Genomic DNA, 17183 nt, shown 5'->3' on the forward strand with positions numbered 1-17183 from the left:
CATTATTTGCATCGCTTTGTGAAGGACGCTTCCATGACCTGCTACAGCCTCGATGGCCTGACTCCGGTGGTTGACCCCAGTGCTTATGTGCACCCGTCCGCCGTATTGATCGGTGACGTGATCATCGGCCCCCATTGCTATGTCGGTCCGCTGGCCAGCCTGCGCGGGGACTTCGGGCGGATCGTGCTGGAGGAGGGCGCCAATGTGCAGGACACCTGCGTGATGCACGGCTTCCCCGACAGCGACACGGTGGTCGAGCGCAACGGCCACATCGGCCACGGCGCAGTACTGCACGGCTGCCGGATCGGTGCCGACGCCTTGGTGGGCATGAACGCGGTGGTGATGGACAACGCCCGGATCGGTCCGCGGTCATTCGTTTCGGCGGCGGCGTTCGTCAAGGCCGGCTTCGAATGCCCGGAGCAGTCGCTGGTCATGGGCGCACCGGCCAGCATCAAGCGCAGCCTCAGCGATCAGGAAGTGGCGTGGAAGCAGGCGGGCACGCGTGAGTACCAGGCATTGGCCAAGCGTTGCCTCACGCAGATGCGGGTGTGCGAACCACTGAGCGAACCGGAAGCCGATCGCCCGCGCCTCAGCGACAGGGGGTTGCGGCCAAAAGGCACGATTTTGTGAACACTACCTTCCCCTGTGGGAGCGAGCCTGCTCGCGAAAGCGGCGGGTCAGTCACCACAGATGTTGGTTGTCAGACCGATTCGCGAGCAGGCTCGCTCCCACAAGGGGATGCGATTAACTCGCAGACATTCGGTATATTCCTTTTCTTTTTTTGCACGGAACGCCCATGTCGTCCCTGACTCCCTTGAACCATCTGATTACCCGCTTCCAGGAGCAGACGCCGATCCGCGCCAGCTCCTTGATCATCACGTTGTACGGGGATGCCATCGAACCCCATGGCGGCACCGTGTGGCTGGGCAGCCTGATTCAATTGCTCGAACCGATCGGCATCAACGAGCGGCTGATCCGCACCTCGATTTTTCGCCTGACCAAGGAAGGCTGGCTGACCGCCGAGAAAGTCGGTCGTCGTAGCTATTACAGCCTGACCGGCACCGGTCGCCGCCGTTTCGACAAGGCCTTCAAGCGGGTCTACAGCACCACGATGCCGGCCTGGGACGGTTCCTGGTGCCTGGTTTTGCTCTCGCAATTGACCCAGGACAAACGCAAACAGGTGCGCGAGGAACTGGAGTGGCAAGGCTTCGGCGCGATTTCGCCGGCGGTGCTGGCCTGTCCGCGCAGCGACCGCTCCGATGTCAACGCGACCCTGCTCGACCTCGGCGTCCAGGAAGACACCATCGTCTTCGAAACCACGGCCCAGGACGTTCTGGCCTCCAAGGCCCTGCGCCTGCAAGTGCGCGAGAGCTGGAACATCGAGGAACTGGCCGCGCACTACAGCGAGTTCATCCAGTTGTTCCGGCCGCTGTGGCAAGCCCTGCGCGAGCAGGAAAACCTGCAACCGGCCGACTGCTTCCTGGCGCGGGTGCTGTTGATTCACGAGTACCGCAAGCTGCTGCTGCGCGACCCGCAACTGCCGGACGAGTTGCTGCCCGGCGATTGGGAGGGCCGCGCCGCCCGCCAGTTGTGCCGCAACATTTACCGTTTGATTTATGCCAAGGCCGAAGAATGGCTGAACGCTGCCCTGGAAACGGCCGACGGCCCGTTGCCGGATGTCGGTGAAAGCTTCTATCGGCGTTTCGGCGGACTGAAATAGCACGTCATTGTTCAGGGACTGGTGCGGTTCAGGAGACTCGAAGCATCCGATGTCGTGCGGATTGACGTAGACAATAAAAAAAACCTGCGTGAGGCCTGACATGATTTCTACAACAGCACAGCGCCATGATGGGTTCGACCAGTGGATCCATCAGATCAACCAGATCTGTGGCGCCTTCAACGCACAACCCCTGGGCGGCGAATTTGCCGGGCGCATCCGCGAATACCAGAACGATGCGCTCAAGCTCAGCTTTGTCGACGCGTGCCAGGCGCGTTTGTACCGTACGCCCCATGAGGTGGCGGCAGGCGAGGGCGGCAAGTATTTCGCGGTGTTCCAGCTCGACGGCACGGCGGGCATGGCCCAGGGTGACAGCAAGGTCTTGCTGTCCCCTGGTGACATCACGCTGATCGATGCCTCGCGGCCCAGCGATTTCACCTATGGCGAAAACTCCCGGCAGTTGTCGTTGATCCTGCCGTATCAACTGGTCGAACAAACCCTGCGTTTCAATCAGGTCAAGTGCGGCCACCGGATTGCCGCCACTTCGCCCATCGCCATGCTCTCGCACCGGTTGATCCTCGAGGCTACCCGTCAGCAGCACCTGACCCGACAGGAAAGCGAAGCGACCCTGGAGGCGATCGTCAGCCTGCTGCGCCCGGCGATCAGCCAGGTCGAGGATGGTGAAGACGCCCATGAGCGCATCTTCCGCAAGACCCTCGCTTGCATCGACGAACACATTCGCTCCGAAGACCTGTGCCCGGAATGGCTGGCACGGGAAGTCGGCATGTCCACCCGGGGCCTGTACCGGATGTTTGCCAAGAAGGGCCTGGTGGTGGCGCGCTACATCAAGAACCGCCGCCTGGACCTGTGCGCCGAATCCCTGCGCCGCTCAGGCCGGGAGGAGAAGTTGTCGGTGCTGGGGTATTCGTGGGGGTTTTCCGATTCGAGCTATTTCTCGACGGCATTCAAGTCGCGCTTCGGCATTGCGCCGGGGGAGTATCGCAAGCGGCATGCTTGATGAGTTTTCATGAACACCGGAAGCCCTGTAGGAGCGGGTGCCCGCTTGCGGCATGCTCGCTCCTACAGGTTTTGTGTGTGCCTTATTTCGGTGCGTTGAGGTTCAACGTTGGCGTTTCATCGAAGAAGTTCCACGGCTTCAACAGCACGTGCACCCATTCGGTCGGCATGATCGGCCATTCCTCGGCGCGGGCGATGTGGGTGGTGCCGGTGGTCAGCCAGACCACATTGTCGGTGTTCTCGATGGATTGGTTGTCCTGGGTGAATTGTCCCAGGCCCGAGTCCTTGTCCGAGCGGTTCGGGTACTTGCCTTCCGGGTACTTTTCCTCGGGGTTGTATTGGGTCACCCACAATTGCTTGTCCATGAAACTCAGGCGGTGGTAGAGCCATTCGTCCTTGCCGAAGTTGGCGCCCTTGGCCACCGGGTGCGTGCCGCCGGCATAAGGAATCAGTTGGTAGGAAACCGGGTTGCCGACCTTGTTTTCCTTGCTGAAGTTGCTCAGCAGGCGCACGGTCGACGGGTCGAATTTCTGCGCCGCCTGTTGCTCGGTACCGACCACTTTGGTTTCGGTCTGCATGGTGCTGGTGCGCGGGCCGCCACGGTCGTTGGGCAGCACCACCGGGTTCACTTCCACCAGTGAGTTCTGCTCGCCGTCCACGTCCATGTCGAGGCGGAAGTTGTAGATGTGCTGGTGCGTGGTGCCGACGATGTTGTGATCGAGCAGGGTGCCGTAGCGGGTGTCTTCCTTGGCGGTGTCTTCGTGCATGGTTTTCGATTTCACGCCCTTGACCGCTTCGATACCGGTGGCGCCGGCATCGATGCCGATGGTGCCGTTCTGCTGGAAGACCCAGTCGACGATGTAGTCGTAGTTGCCCACGGTGCTGATCCAGCGCACCACCAGTTCACGACGCTCGGTGCTGAGGTTGGGCTGGCCCATTTCCTGGTGTTTGTATTCCGGCCCGGCGTAGCGCTCGAACACCGCCATGGCGCGCGGGATAGAAGTGGGTGCACCGGTGTAGTCGGCGATGGTGGCGTCCAGCAGCACGGCGTTTTGCGGGGCGTCTTTGCCACGGGCAATCGGTGAAGTCAGGGTCCCCATGCCGTAGTCGCCGGAGTCGAGGTAGGCCTTGAAGTACCAGCCGACATCCGGGTCGCCGTAAGGCACGATCATGCCGCCCAGCGAGCCTTCGTACATGATTTTGCGTTTCTTGCCCTTGTCGTCGTAGGTGACGGTGGACAGGATCGGGCCGACCCGCGAATCGAGGCGAACGTGGAAGTCCCAGTTCTGCCAGTGAATGCTGTTGCCGCTGATGGTGTAGTTCTTGCCCTCGGGCTCGGTGATCTCCAGCGGTTTGACAGAGGCGCCCTGGCGTCCGCGAGCGTCATACGGCGTCGGCTTCATCGGCACCGGAATGAGCGCATCGTCTTCGATCTTGATCAGTTTCTTCTGTTCCAGGTCGACAATCGCCACCAGGCCTTCGATCGGGTGCGCCCAGTAGTTGCCGTCGTCGGTGTTGAGGTAGCTGACGATTTTCAGCAGGCGCTTGTCTTGCGCCAGGCCGTCCTTGCCGTCGAAGTAACCGACGGTCAGCGGCGTGGCCACGACCTTCTTCACGTCATTGATGCCACGCTTGGCCAGGGCCTGGGCGTATTCCGGGCTGGCCTCGACGGCCGACTGCACCGTGGCGAAATCGTCCAGCAGCACCATGCCGTGGGCGCCTTCGATCGGCTTCCAGGACTTGAGCACCCTGGCGTCGAGATCGACCAGGGCTTCGATCACGTGCTTGCCGTCGAGCACCACGATCGAGGCCTCACGGGGCTGGGCGACTTTCTGCCCGGTAAGCGCGAAGTTCCACACCTGATCCTTTGGCGGCTGCTTGACCGAGACTTCGGTGAAACGGAAACCGGGCTTGTAGTTTTCCGATTGCTTGACGATGTCCACGGCCGTGGTGATTTCCGCCGCGCTCAGGGGGTTGAGCGGGTTGGGGCGGGTCTCGACGACGAAGGTCTTGTCCAGCCCGGACTGGAACACCTGGTTGATGAAGTCGGTGGACATGAACGCGGTGTGGTCCTTGAACACCACCGGTACCGTCAACTCGATACGCTTGCCGTTGAGCATCGCCACTTTGCTGTTGGGCTTGACCTTGAGATAGACCCCGTCCTTGGCAATGGTGAACAGGTTGGCGTAGTCGTCCCATTTTACCGTGGCGCCAAATTCCTCAAGACCGGCCTGCAGCGGCACCATGTCGGCGTGACCGCCGTGGGCCTGGGCCGTGTTCGCCCAGAAAGGCAGGCCGAGGGTGCTCAGGGTGATGGCCAGGGCCAGGCGGGCAAGCGGGGTTCTTTTGGGCGATGCTTTGGAGCTGAACATGTGTGAATTCCTGGGGAAAAGCCGGATACGGGCATTCCTGCACTCTGTTACATCTCGTCAATGGATGCTTTTGAATGCCTGCCAGATTTCTTTGGTTGCGTGCCGCCATTGAGCTTTGCTGACGAAATGCACAATGGCAAGCGAACGAAGTGCCCGGTGGCATCAAGATCGCTGCCGCAGCAACACTGCCAGGAGTGCCAGTGCGTTGGACAGGTCCTGGAAGGAGGGGCTGCCGAGGCAAAGTCGGATTCCGCTCGCCTGATCTTCCCGGTTTACCATCATGGATTCGGGCGGGGTCAATTTAATACCGTTCGCCGCAGCGGCGGATATGAAGCGATCGGCGTCGTCGCGCTGCATCGGTAGCCAGATGTTGTAGGCGTCGGGATGCGTGACAAGTTCGCTGGTTCCGAGAAGGGAAACGGCCAGGCTTGAACGCCGCCGCGCCTCATGGCGCAGATCCCGCTGGATCGAGGTGATCACGCCGCTGCTCAGCCAGTCCTCGACCACCGCGCACGACAGTGCCGACGGGGCCATCGGCAGGTCCTGCAGAAGCGCTTGCGCTGCGTCGCTCACTGCGGCCGGCAGTGCCAGCATGCCAATCTGCAACCCTGGGCCGAGCGACTTGGAGAGCCCGTTCACATGAAACGAGCGTTCAGGAGCCAATGCTGCCAGGGGGGGCAAACCAGGCGCGGACGCGGCATAAACGCCGTCCTCGATGATCCATGCACCTTCCTGGCGGCAAATATCCACAATGCACTGCCTGCGCTGTGCAGACAGGGTGGCGGTCGTGGGATTGTGCAGCGTCGGCGTGAGATAGACCGCCTTGCTGCCGATCGATGCGGCGTCACCGAGCGCCTGTGCAAGCGCTTGCGGCACCATCCCTTCGGCATCGATTTCGACACCTTGCATCCGATACCCCTTGCGCCGGGCCAGTGCGATGGCACCGGGATAGGTGATCCGTTCGGTCAGAATCAGCCCCTGGGGGCCGCAGGCGAGATCGAAGGCCAATGACAGCGCCTGGCGCGCGCCGCTGGTCAGCACCAGATGTGACGGGTCGACCATCAGACCCAGCGCTTCGAGCCAGCGGGCCAGAACACGACGGTGTTCCAGATGCCCGCCGGGCGGAGCATAAAGATTGAAATGGTCCGCATCGATCTTGCGCGCTATCCCCGTCAATGTCCGCGCCAGAACACGCGCGTTGAGCGTGGCCGGCGGCACGTTGGACGAGAGGTCGATTTGCCGGCCGTTGTGTGCCTGGTGGATCGCCACGAACGTTCCCCGGCCCTTGACGCTGCGTGTCAGGCCGCGCCGCTCGAGCACCGCATAGGCCTTCGTCACTGTGCCCAGACCGATCCCCAGTTTCCACGCAAGATCGCGATGGGCAGGCAGGCGATCGCCTCCCCTCAATCGCCCCTCGATGATGTCGTCGGCGAGAGCAAGCACCAGCCGTTCGGCGGCATTTGCCTCGATATTGGCAAGACGTGGAGTCCAGGGTGATTGCAGGAGCACCTTCGTAACCTCGATTAAAGTGTCACGTGACACTATTTAAATAAACATCAAGTGTAACATCGGTTAGGATGGCGCCGAATGAAATCCACACATTGCAAGAGGCGTCCGAACGCGATGTTCGGGCTCAGGGAGAGCAGGATGTTCAGCCATGTAACCGTCGGAACCCTTGATCTTGAGCGGGCAGGTCCCTTCTATGACGCCGTGCTCGCGCCTCTGGGGCTCAAGCGCCGGGTCGTCACACCCGATGGCGGGCCGGCAGCGCTTTGCTGGCAGACCGCACAAGCACCGTTGCCGCGTTTTTATGTCTACAACCCCTTCAACGGCGAACCGGCGACAGTCGGCAACGGCGGCATGGTGGCCTTTCAGGCTCCATCAAAAGAGGCGGTTCACTCAGCCTATGCCGGCGGTCTTGCCCACGGTGGCAGGGATGAAGGCGCCCCCGGGCCACGGCCTCACTACGGGGACGGCTACTACGGCGCCTATCTGCGCGATCCCGACGGCAACAAGGTTCACATCGTTCATCGTGGAGACATCCGGCAATAGTGCTGGAGAACCGGAGAAAGCCCGAATGATCGCCAGTCAGCTTGCACTCATCTACGGCACCTACCTCATCGCCACCGCCAGTCCAGGGCCGAGCAACATGGCAATCATGGCAACGGCGATGCGCGACGGCCGATTGCCCGCTCTCGTTTTGGTGGCCGGGGTCATCACGGGTTCACTGTTCTGGGCGATCCTGGCGGCGACGGGCATTTCCGCTGTCCTGAGCACCTATGCCCAGGCGCTGTTCGCCATCAAGATCTTTGGTGGTGCCTATCTGTTGTATCTGGCGTTTCGCGCGGGCAAGTCCGCCCTGAAGCCTGTCTCCGACTTCACGACGCCGGACGCCGGGAGGGCAACGCCGCGCTATCGGTCGATCTACCGCCAGGGCATTCTCATGCATGTCACAAACCCGAAGGCCATCCTGTCCTGGATAGCGATCATGTCGCTGGGGTTTCGAGAGGACGCTCCCGTCGGCTGGTTGCCGGCGATCATCGGTGGTTGCGCCGTCCTCGGTGTCATTGTGTTCGGTGGTTATGCCGTGCTCTTCTCGACCGCCGCCATGATTGCCTTGTATGCCAGAGTGCGGCGCTGGTTCGAAGTCATGCTCTCGGCAGTGTTCGCGCTCGCGGGGCTCAAACTACTCGTATCGCAGAGCTGACATGCTGCCATCAGACATTGATCCGAACTGTGAGTGCGATGCCATGAACCTTGCCATCCATATGGTTGACGTCTTCGGCGCCGGCCGGCTTTCCGGCAATCCGCTGGCAGTCGTCATCGGTGCCGACACCTGGGCGACGGATGAAATGCAGCGGTTGACGCGCTGGTTCAACCTCTCCGAGACCGCGTTTCTCCTGGAACCCACGCATCCGGAGGCAGACTACCGGGTCAGGATTTTCACGCTGGACAGGGAGATGCCCTTTGCCGGTCACCCGACGCTCGGAAGCTGTCATGCGTGGCTCTCCACCGGCCGCGCGCCGAAGAACGAAGCGCAGATCATCCAGGAATGTGCAGCCGGGCTGGTTCCGGTCCGGCGCGAGCGCGGGCGGCTTTCTTTCGCAGCTCCGCCACTGATCCGCTTCGGTGCACCGACACAGGACGAATTGGACGAAGCGAGGCGACTGCTGGGGATCGACGCTCGCGATGTCATCGATGCCGCCTGGATCGACAACGGGCCTGGGTGGCTGGGGATCAGGCTGGCCTCGGCGCAGAAAGTGCTTTGCCTCGATCCGATTCGCAACTGGCCCGGCCGGATCGATGTTGGCGTGATTGGCCCCCATGCAAAAGGAGGCGACGCCGCATTCGAGGTTCGCGCCTTCTTCAGCAACCATCTGGGTGCCATCGTCGAAGACCCCGTCACCGGAAGCCTCAATGCCTCGCTGGCTCAGTGGCTGTTCGCGGCGGGCGTGGTTGAAGATAACTATGTCTCCGCCCAGGGGACGCGTCTGGGCCGCCATGGCCGCATCCATTTGACCCGCGATGAATCCGCCCGGATCTGGGTCGGCGGCGAAACGCGTACGCATGTCGAAGGCCGGTTGCAGAACCTTTGAAAAAAACCGGGGCGCCGCAAACCGTTGCTTCAAGTTAATACGAAGCATTACTATTCACGCCCCGTCCCCACAGCACACCGCAATGACCCTCAAGTTGCCCCGCAGACACGGCTTTTTCGAGCATTACGAAGAGTTGGTTGGCACCTGGACCCGTCGCCTGAGAAACCGTCAGCAGGCCGAGGACCTGGCCCACGATACCTTCGTGCGGGTGCTCGAGTCCGATTCGGCGGCGGTGCAGCAGCCTCGGGCGTATTTGCACCAGACCGCGCGCAACATTGCCGTGGATGGTTATCGGCGCGAGGACCGGCGGGGCGCCATGGAGTCAGAGGCGATTGATCTCAGTGAGTCGCCCACCGGCGACCCGGAGCATTTCATGCACGCGATCCAGTTGGCCGATTCCATCGAACAGGCCCTCACTGAACTGCCGGTCAACTGCCGCAAGGTGTTTGTCTGGCAGAAAATCGAGGGCCTGACCCAGGCAGAAATCGCCGAACGCCTGGGTCTGTCCAGGAATATGGTGGAAAAGTATATGATCCGCACGCTTCGGCATCTGCGCGATCGCCTGGACGGGCTGCAATCATGACTGCCCCTGCCTTCTCGTCCCCGGCCAAACAGGAACTTCCATGATGGATACTCGTGATTGTGCGTGCGGGCAAACAGCGGTTCGCGATGAGGCGGCGCAGTGGTTTGTGCGTTTGCAGGAGCCAGTTGCGGATGTTGACGTGCAGCGCCGGTTCCAGCTCTGGCTGGACCAGCACCCCCAGCACCGAAGCGAATTCGAAGTACTCCAGGGCTTGTGGAGCGCCGCCGACCTGGTGCCGGCGGCGCGGTTGCGGGCCTTGTGCGAAACCCCGCCAGCCCTGAAAAAACCTCGTCCCGCGCTGCGTTATGCGGTGGCCGCCAGCGTGTTTGCGGTAGCGCTCAGCCTGGGCCTGTTCAGCGCCCTGAATCACCCGGCGCCTTATACCGCCGAGTTTTCGACGGCCTTGAATGAGCGCCGCCATGTGGCGTTGCCGGATGGCTCGGCGGTCGATCTGGACAGCCGCAGCCGGATTCAGGTGCGCTTTGAAAAGGGTCAACGCAACGTCGAGTTGACCGCGGGCGAAGCGATGTTCAGCGTCGAGCACGACACCAGCCGGCCTTTCGTGGTCGCGGCGGGCAGTGGCAAGGTCACGGTCACCGGCACCCGTTTCGATGTGCGTCGCGGCGCCAGCGAAACCCGGGTGGTGGTGGAGCAGGGCACCGTCAGGGTCCAGGGGCGCGACGCGGTTGACAACGATTTCATCAATCTGACCGCAGGCCTGGGCACCCATGTCGATGCCCAAGGCAAAGTTGCCGCCGCCTACGCCGTCAACCCGGCGGAAATGACCGCCTGGCGCAGCGGCAAACTGGTGTTCGACAACGCCAGCCTGGCCGACGTCGCCGAGCAGGTCTCACGGTATCGGGAGAAACCGTTGAAGGTCGGCAACGCGGCGGTGGGCAACCTGCGCCTGACCAGCGTGTTCAAGTCCGACAACACCGATGCGCTGCTCAAGGCCTTGCCGAACATCCTGCCGGTGGCCGTGCGCACCCTTGGCGACGGCAGTCAGGAAATTATTTCAAAATAAAATTCAGGTTTTTTTCGAGTTCATCGTCTTCCTGTTCAACTGCAACTGGTTTGCATTAACAAACGCACACTCTTGCGCTCCACAGGACTACGTTCGACGTGAAAAACACCCCCGCTAAAAACAACAAACTCCCCTGGTTGCCGCTGGCCCTTGCGCTGGCGGTCAACGTTGCGCTGCCCCAGGCCCAGGCGGCCGAGGGCATCCGCATCCCGGCGCAACCTTTGGGGCAGGCCCTGAGTCAGTTGGGCCAGCAAACCTCGCTCCAGGTGTTCTTCAGCCCTGAACTGGTCGCAGGCAAACAGGCGCCGGCGGTGGATGGCAACTTTTCTCCGGAAGACGCACTGCGCCAGTTGCTGCAAGGCAGCGGCCTGCAATACCAGATCGATGAAGGTTCGGTGACGTTGATGCCAGCGCCGACTTCGGCGGCCAATGGGCCATTGGAACTGGGCGTGACTGACATCAAGGTCGTCGGCGACTGGCTCGACGATGCCGATGCCACCCTGGTGCAGAATCATCCCGGCGCCCGTACCGTGGTCCGCCGTGAAGCCATGGTCGAACAGGGCGCGATGAACGTCGGTGAAGTGTTGAAACGCGTGCCGGGCGTACAAGTGCAGGACGCCAACGGCACCGGCGGCAGTGACATTTCCCTCAACGTCGGCGTGCGCGGCCTGACCTCGCGCCTGTCGCCGCGCTCCACCGTGCTGATCGACGGCATCCCGGCAGCCTTCGCTCCCTATGGCCAGCCGCAGTTGTCCATGGCGCCGATCTCCTCCGGCAACCTCGACAGCATCGACGTGGTGCGCGGTGCCGGCTCCGTACGCTACGGACCACAAAACGTCGGCGGTGTGATCAACTTCGTGACCCGCGCCATCCCGGAAAAAGCCTCCGCTGAAATCGGCACCACCCTGGAAACGTCGCAGCACGGTGGCTGGAAGCACATCGACACCGCGTTCATGGGCGGCACTGCCGACAACGGCATTGGCGTGGCGCTGTTGTACTCCGGCGTGAACGGCAACGGTTACCGTGAAAGCAACAACGGCAACGACATCGACGACGTGATCCTCAAGACCCATTGGGCGCCAACCGATGTCGACGATTTCAGCCTCAACTTTCACTACTACGACGCCAAGGCCGACATGCCCGGCGGCCTGACCCAGGCGCAGTACGATGCCGACCCGTTCCAGTCCGTGCGTGACTTCGACAACTTCAGCGGCCGGCGCAAGGACGTGTCGTTCAAGTGGGCGCGGCAGATCGACGATCGCACCCAGGCTGAAGTGCTGACCTACTACACCGACAGTTTTCGTGGCAGCACCATCGCTTCGCGGGACCTGACGACACTCAACTCGTATCCGCGCAGCTACTACACCTACGGTATCGAACCACGGGTGTCCCATGTCTTCGATGTGGGGCCGACCACCCAGGAAGTCAGCGTTGGCTATCGCTACCTGAAAGAAGCCATGCACGAAGAGGCCAGCCGTGTGGCGCTGGTCAACAATGAGCCCGTCGTGCGTCCGGGGGCGGACGGCCATGTCTATCAGGACCGCACCGGTGGGACCGAGGCCAATTCGGTGTACGTCGACAACAAGATCGACGTTGGCAACTGGACGGTCACCCCAGGCATTCGCTTCGAGCACATCAGCACCGACTGGCACGACCGCCCGGTGGTCGATAACGCCGGCAAACGGGTGCCGGAGAAAAGGCGCAGCATCGAAAGCAATGAGCCGCTGCCGGCCCTGAGCGTGATGTATCACATGTCCGAAGCCTGGAAACTGTTCGCCAACTACGAAACTTCCTTCGGCGCGCTGCAGTATTTCCAGTTGGGACAGGGCGGTATCGGTAATGAGCCCGCCAACGGCCTGGAGCCGGAAAAGGCCAAGACCTACGAAATCGGTACACGCTACAACGATGACGTGTGGGGCGGTGAGGTGACGCTGTTCTACATCGACTTCGACGACGAACTGCAATACATCAGCAACGACGTGGGCTGGACCAACCTCGGTGCGACCAAGCACCAGGGTATCGAAACGTCGGTGCACTACGATCTGGCGGCGCTGGACCCACGCCTTGACGGCCTGACCGCCAACGCTGGCTTCACTTACACCCGCGCCACTTACGAAGGTGATATCCCGGGCTTCAAGGGCCGTGACCTGCCGTTCTACTCCCGTCAGGTGGCCACTGCCGGCCTGCGTTACGACATCGATCGCTGGACCTGGAACCTCGATGCGTTTGCCCAATCCAAGCAGCGTTCGCCGGGCACCGGTGTGAACGCCGATGGCAGCTTCAACGGCAACTACATCACCGAAGGCACCGCCGACGGCCAGTTCGGTGACATTCCGGGTTACGTGACCTGGAACGTGCGTAGCGGCTATGACTTCGGTCCGCAGGTGTCGAACCTGAAACTGGGTGCGGGGGTGAAAAACATCTTCGACAAGCAGTACTTCACCCGTTCCAGCGACAACAACTCGGGCATGTACGTCGGCGCGCCGCGCACGTTCTTTGTACAGGCCAGTGTCGGGTTCTAACCCATCTGTGGCGAGGGGGCTTGCCCCCGTTGGACCGCAGAGCGGTCCCAAATCCGGCGACTTGAGTTCTACAGATAGAACGCGTCAGCCGAATTGCGACTGCTGCGCAGCCGAACGGGGGCAAGCCCCCTCGCCACAATTCAGACTTTCAACACCTTGCCGCCAATCGCCACCGCCACCAGCAGAACTGCCATCAAGGCAAAGGCAAAACTCAAGCTGCTGCCATGGGCGATGAAGCCGATCACGGCGGGGCCTGCCAGGATGCCCGCATAGCCCAGGGTGGTAATGGCCGGAACCGCGATGCTCTCGGGCATGACCGTCTGCTTGCCGACTGCGGTGTACAGCACCGGCACGATGTTCGAGCAACCGGCGCCCAACAGTGCATAACCCACCAGTGCTGCCTCCCAGCTCGATGCGAACGTCGCCAGGAACAAACCGGCGGCGGCCGTCAGCCCGCCGAACACAATCACTCGTGTCGCGCCCAGTCGTCGCACGATTTTGTCACCGGTCAACCGCCCGGCCGTCATGGTCAAGGCAAACGCCGCATAGCCGAGCCCCGCATACGCTGTGTCGATGCCACGTTCCTGGGCCAGGAACACTGCGCTCCAGTCCAGCGCCGCGCCTTCGGCGAGGAACACGATAAAGCACATGCCGCCGATGAACAGGACGATGCCATGGGGCACCGCGAACGCCGGTCCCGAACCCTCGCTGCCGTAGGGCAACAGGTGCGGTACGGCCTTGGCCAGCGCGATCAGCAGCAGCACGATCACCACCAGCGTGGCCCCCAGCGGTGAGATCCCCAGGCCAAGCAAGCCGCTGACACCGGCCGCGCCGACAATCCCGCCCAGGCTGAACAGGCCATGGAACCCGGACATCATGTTTTTGCCACTGGCGCGCTCGACGATCACCGCTTGCAGGTTGACCGTCGAATCCACGGTGCCGAGGCCGGCGCCGAACATGAACAACGCGCCGATCAGGGCCGGCATCGACGACACCGTCGCCAGCAGCGGCAGGGCGGCGCAGATCAGCAGGGTCCCGCCGGTCGCCACCCGCCGGCAGCCGAAACGTGTGGCCAGGATCCCGGCCAACGGCATCGCCAGTATCGAACCCACCCCCAGGCACAGCAGCAACAGTCCCAGGGTGCCTTCATCCAGCCCGGCCCGAGCCTTGGCATAGGGCACCAGTGGCGCCCACGCGGCGATGCCGAACCCGGCTATGAAAAAGGCGATGCGCGTGGACATCTGTTCCAGGCGGCCGGGAACGAAGGTGGTTTGGTTGTTGAGGCTGGTCATATCAATCCCTGGCAGAAAACGTCACGTCCTCAACGGACAGTGATCGACCGGCGAGGGTTCGATCAGTACCCGGAAAGTTTCGCTATTAAACAAGGCGACATCGTTGCACAGCGCCAGTGTTTTTCGCGATATGTTGAGCCATTCCAATGACACGCGGAGGGCGCCATGGCGCAGAGGTACGATGCAAGGGGCAATATTTACATCGTGGTAGCGCCCGAGGAACTGCGCCGCCAGGGTATCGATCTGCCCGATCACGCCAGCCACGCGGCTCAAACACGTCAGGCATGGGCCGTGGCGGCCATTGATGCATGCTGCAACTGGGCGCCTGGCACACAACCGGTTGGGGCCAAGGAACATCGCAGCGACGGTTTGCTGGTCGGGCCTTTCCAGTCGTCGCCACCCTTTGACCTGTTGATCGTCAACACCGACGGCACCCTGGCCGAGCGCAGCGGCAACGGGCTGACGATCTTCTCCCAGGCATTGAGCGATCAAGGGCTATTGCCGCGGGACGAAGCCTGTCTGCTCAGGGTTCATCACGACAAGGCCGATACGCCTTCGCCGGGTCAGACTTCAGTGAAAGCCGCAGAGGTCGATGGCATGCATGGTTTCTGGCTCGATCTGGGGCGGCCGGGATTCGGGCCGGCAGCGGTCAGTGCCCACGGGGTCGAGGCTGTGGAGTTCAACGGTCGTGAACTGAGCCGCGTTGAACCCTTGGCGGCGCTCAATGGTGCGTGGTCGCGCAGTCAGTTTGCGAGGGTTGGCAATCCCCATTGTGTGACGCTGGTGGAAAATGCCGAGAGTCTGCCGGGCAACGAGCAGATGCGTGAACCGGCGCTGGGTGACGGGTTGATGCGGATTGCCTACGCCATGCCGGTCGGCGCAGGCAAACCTTGTCCGGCGGGGATCAATCTGCAATGGGCGATGCGCTTGTCCGAAGGGCATATTGCCGCGCGGGTGTTCGAGCGGGGCGAAGGGCCGACGGCATCTTCGGGGACCAGCGCCAGTGCCGTGGCCAGTGCGGCGTGGCGGGTCGGTTGGGTGACTGCTGGTGAGGTGAAGGTGACGATGCCGGGTGGCACGGCGCCGATCTTGCTGGAAGAGGAGCAGGGGGAGCTGAGTCGGGTCAGCCTGTTTGGTACGGCTCGGATGATCGATTGACTTCAAAATAGCCTTCGCGAGCAGGCTCGCTCCCACAGGTTTTGTGAACGACATAAAACCACTGTGGGAGCGAGCCTGCTCGCGAAGAGGCCAGACCAGTCAATACCACACTCAGCTCAGATCACTGAACTCCACCACCGGCATCGTCCGCTTCATCAACACTTCGCCATTGCGCACCGAGTACAGCGGCAACCCCTGGCTGCGGATCACCTCGTAGTCACTTTCCGCCGACAGAATCAGCAGATTCGCCGGCCGTCCGCGCTCCAGGCCATAGCGCTCGCCGAGGTTCATGGCTCTGGCGCTATTGTCCGTCACCAGATCCAGCGCGCTTTGCAGGTTGCGATAACCGAGCATGTGGCAGATGTGCAGCCCGGCTTCGAGCACCCGCAGAATATTGCCATTGCCCAGCGGGTACCACGGATCGACGATCGAATCCTGGCCGAAGCACACGTTCATACCTGCTTCCAGCAACTCGTTGACCCGGGTCACGCCCCGGCGTTTCGGGAAGTTGTCGAAGCGCCCTTGCAGGTGGATGCTTTCGGTGGGACAGGAGACAAAGCTGATGCCGGAGTGACCGAGCAGGCGAAACAGTTTGGCGCAGTAAGCGTTGTCGTAAGAGCCCATGGCGGTGGTATGGCTGGCCGTGACCCGCGAGCCCATGCCACGGCTGCGTGCCTCTTCGGCGAGCACTTCAAGGAAACGCGATTGCGGGTCGTCGGTTTCGTCGCAATGCACGTCCACCAGGCAACCGCTGCGTTCGGCCAGGTCCATCAGGAACTTCACCGAGCTGACGCCTTGATCGCGGGTGTACTCGAAATGCGGAATGCCACCGACCACGTCGGCGCCCATGCGGATGGCTTCTTCCATCAATTCGCGACCATTGTGGTACGACTCGATGCCTTCCTGAGGGAACGCGACGATTTGCAGATCGACCAGGTGCCGGCTTTCCTCGCGCACTTCGAGCATGGCCTTGAGCGCGGTCAGTTCCGGGTCGGTGACGTCGACGTGGGTGCGTACATGCTGAATGCCGTGGGCGGCGAGGGCCTGGATGGTCTTCCTGGCCCGGGCCTTGGTGTCTTCCTGGGTGATGGTCGCCTTGCGCTCGCCCCAGCACTCGATGCCTTCGAACAACGTGCCGCTCATGTTCCAGCGCGGCTCGCCAGCGGTCAGGGTCGCGTCGAGGTGGATGTGCGGCTCGACAAAGGGCGGTACCACCAGGTTGCCGCCGGCATCGAGATCGCCAGGGCCCAGGGTCGGGGCCTCGATCTGGCGGGCGATGCTGCTGATCAGGCCGTTTTCCAGGTTCAACTCATGCAGGCCTTCCTGGTTGCGCAGACGGGCATTGATGATGTGCATCGGGGCAGATCCTTTTGGCGAGTCGTGTAGGCAATATCCTTACGTTAGCTCGCCTGTGGCGGTCCCCGCCAGTGACATTGATCGCTGTAGAACCAATGTGTGCGGGCCTGCTCGCGAAAGCGGCGGCACAGTCAAATGCCGCTTTCGCGAGCAGGCTCGCACAGGATATTTGTGTTGCCTGACTTATTCGCCGCGATAGATGCAACCGCTGGTGCACGTCTCATGGATACGGATTGCACTGAGCTCCGGCAGCAGGGGCTTCAATTCCTGCCAGATAAACTTGGCCAACACTTCGCTGGTCGGGTTTTCCAGGCCGGGAATGTCGTTCAGGTAGTTGTGATCCAGACGCTCGTACAGCGGTTTGAAGATCGCCTTGATTTCCGAGAAGTCGCGGATCCAGCCGGTGTGCGGGTCGAGATCGCCGCTCAGGTGGATCGCCACTTTGAACGAGTGGCCGTGCAGGCGCCCGCACTTGTGGCCGTCCGGTACGTGGGGCAGGCGGTGGGCGGATTCGAAAGTAAATTCCTTGAAGATTTCCACAGTGTT

15 protein-coding genes are annotated in these 17183 nt (G+C 62.0%); 10 read left to right on the forward strand and 5 right to left on the reverse strand.

Annotated features, from left to right (window positions below):
- Positions 1-33 precede the first annotated feature (33 nt).
- From paaY to feaR, 3 genes are all read left to right on the forward strand, one after another.
- Positions 34-630: a phenylacetic acid degradation protein PaaY gene (gene paaY / locus CAG47_RS20835; RefSeq protein ID WP_085726899.1), complete on the forward strand. Its 597-nt coding sequence runs from the start codon at positions 34-36 to the stop codon at positions 628-630.
- Positions 631-796: 166 nt separating this feature from the next.
- On the forward strand, positions 797-1720 hold the full coding sequence (gene paaX / locus CAG47_RS20840) for a phenylacetic acid degradation operon negative regulatory protein PaaX (RefSeq protein ID WP_085726901.1): 924 nt from the start codon (positions 797-799) through the stop codon (positions 1718-1720).
- Between the two features lie 100 nt (positions 1721-1820).
- Positions 1821-2735: a transcriptional regulator FeaR gene (feaR, locus tag CAG47_RS20845; RefSeq protein ID WP_085726903.1), complete on the forward strand. Its 915-nt coding sequence runs from the start codon at positions 1821-1823 to the stop codon at positions 2733-2735.
- Positions 2736-2817: 82 nt separating this feature from the next.
- Here feaR and tynA read toward each other — a convergent pair whose 3' ends face one another.
- Positions 2818-5106 (reverse strand): primary-amine oxidase, encoded by a 2289-nt coding sequence (tynA, locus tag CAG47_RS20850; protein WP_085726905.1) that lies wholly within the window; start codon positions 5104-5106, stop codon positions 2818-2820.
- A gap of 162 nt (positions 5107-5268) precedes the next feature.
- Entirely contained in the window at positions 5269-6615 is a 1347-nt protein-coding gene (locus CAG47_RS20855) for a PLP-dependent aminotransferase family protein (protein WP_085726907.1), read from the reverse strand.
- Positions 6616-6753: 138 nt separating this feature from the next.
- On the opposite strand from CAG47_RS20855, the gene CAG47_RS20860 reads away from it, so the two are divergent.
- From CAG47_RS20860 to CAG47_RS20885, 6 genes are all read left to right on the forward strand, one after another.
- Positions 6754-7158 carry a VOC family protein gene (locus CAG47_RS20860; RefSeq protein ID WP_085727016.1) on the forward strand — a complete coding sequence of 135 codons (405 nt, stop codon included), beginning with the start codon at positions 6754-6756 and terminating at the stop codon, positions 7156-7158.
- 25 nt (positions 7159-7183) lie between these two features.
- Complete coding sequence (locus tag CAG47_RS20865; protein ID WP_085726908.1) at positions 7184-7813, forward strand: LysE family translocator; 630 nt, start codon at positions 7184-7186, stop codon at positions 7811-7813.
- A gap of 43 nt (positions 7814-7856) precedes the next feature.
- Entirely contained in the window at positions 7857-8702 is an 846-nt protein-coding gene (locus CAG47_RS20870) for a PhzF family phenazine biosynthesis protein (protein ID WP_085727019.1), read from the forward strand.
- A gap of 82 nt (positions 8703-8784) precedes the next feature.
- Positions 8785-9285: a sigma-70 family RNA polymerase sigma factor gene (locus CAG47_RS20875; protein ID WP_085726911.1), complete on the forward strand. Its 501-nt coding sequence runs from the start codon at positions 8785-8787 to the stop codon at positions 9283-9285.
- Between the two features lie 40 nt (positions 9286-9325).
- A complete protein-coding gene (locus CAG47_RS20880) occupies positions 9326-10309 on the forward strand; it encodes a FecR family protein (RefSeq protein ID WP_085726913.1) in 984 nt (327 codons plus the stop codon).
- Positions 10310-10407: 98 nt separating this feature from the next.
- Positions 10408-12831, forward strand: coding sequence for a TonB-dependent receptor (locus CAG47_RS20885; RefSeq protein WP_085726915.1), 2424 nt, complete (start codon positions 10408-10410; stop codon positions 12829-12831).
- Between the two features lie 140 nt (positions 12832-12971).
- Here the strand turns inward: CAG47_RS20885 and CAG47_RS20890 are convergent, their stop codons facing one another.
- Entirely contained in the window at positions 12972-14123 is a 1152-nt protein-coding gene (locus tag CAG47_RS20890) for an MFS transporter (RefSeq protein ID WP_085726917.1), read from the reverse strand.
- A 165-nt stretch (positions 14124-14288) separates the two neighbouring features.
- On the opposite strand from CAG47_RS20890, the gene CAG47_RS20895 reads away from it, so the two are divergent.
- A complete protein-coding gene (locus CAG47_RS20895; RefSeq protein ID WP_085726919.1) occupies positions 14289-15281 on the forward strand; it encodes a hypothetical protein in 993 nt (330 codons plus the stop codon).
- A gap of 111 nt (positions 15282-15392) precedes the next feature.
- Here the strand turns inward: CAG47_RS20895 and codA are convergent, their stop codons facing one another.
- Both codA and queD read right to left on the reverse strand, forming a co-directional pair.
- Complete coding sequence (codA, locus tag CAG47_RS20900) at positions 15393-16637, reverse strand: cytosine deaminase (RefSeq protein WP_085726921.1); 1245 nt, start codon at positions 16635-16637, stop codon at positions 15393-15395.
- 183 nt (positions 16638-16820) lie between these two features.
- Positions 16821-17177 carry a 6-carboxytetrahydropterin synthase QueD gene (gene queD, locus CAG47_RS20905; RefSeq protein WP_046042818.1) on the reverse strand — a complete coding sequence of 119 codons (357 nt, stop codon included), beginning with the start codon at positions 17175-17177 and terminating at the stop codon, positions 16821-16823.
- Positions 17178-17183 lie beyond the last annotated feature (6 nt).

It is taken from the genome of Pseudomonas sp. R37(2017) (genome assembly GCF_002113375.1).
GTDB lineage: Bacteria > Pseudomonadota > Gammaproteobacteria > Pseudomonadales > Pseudomonadaceae > Aquipseudomonas.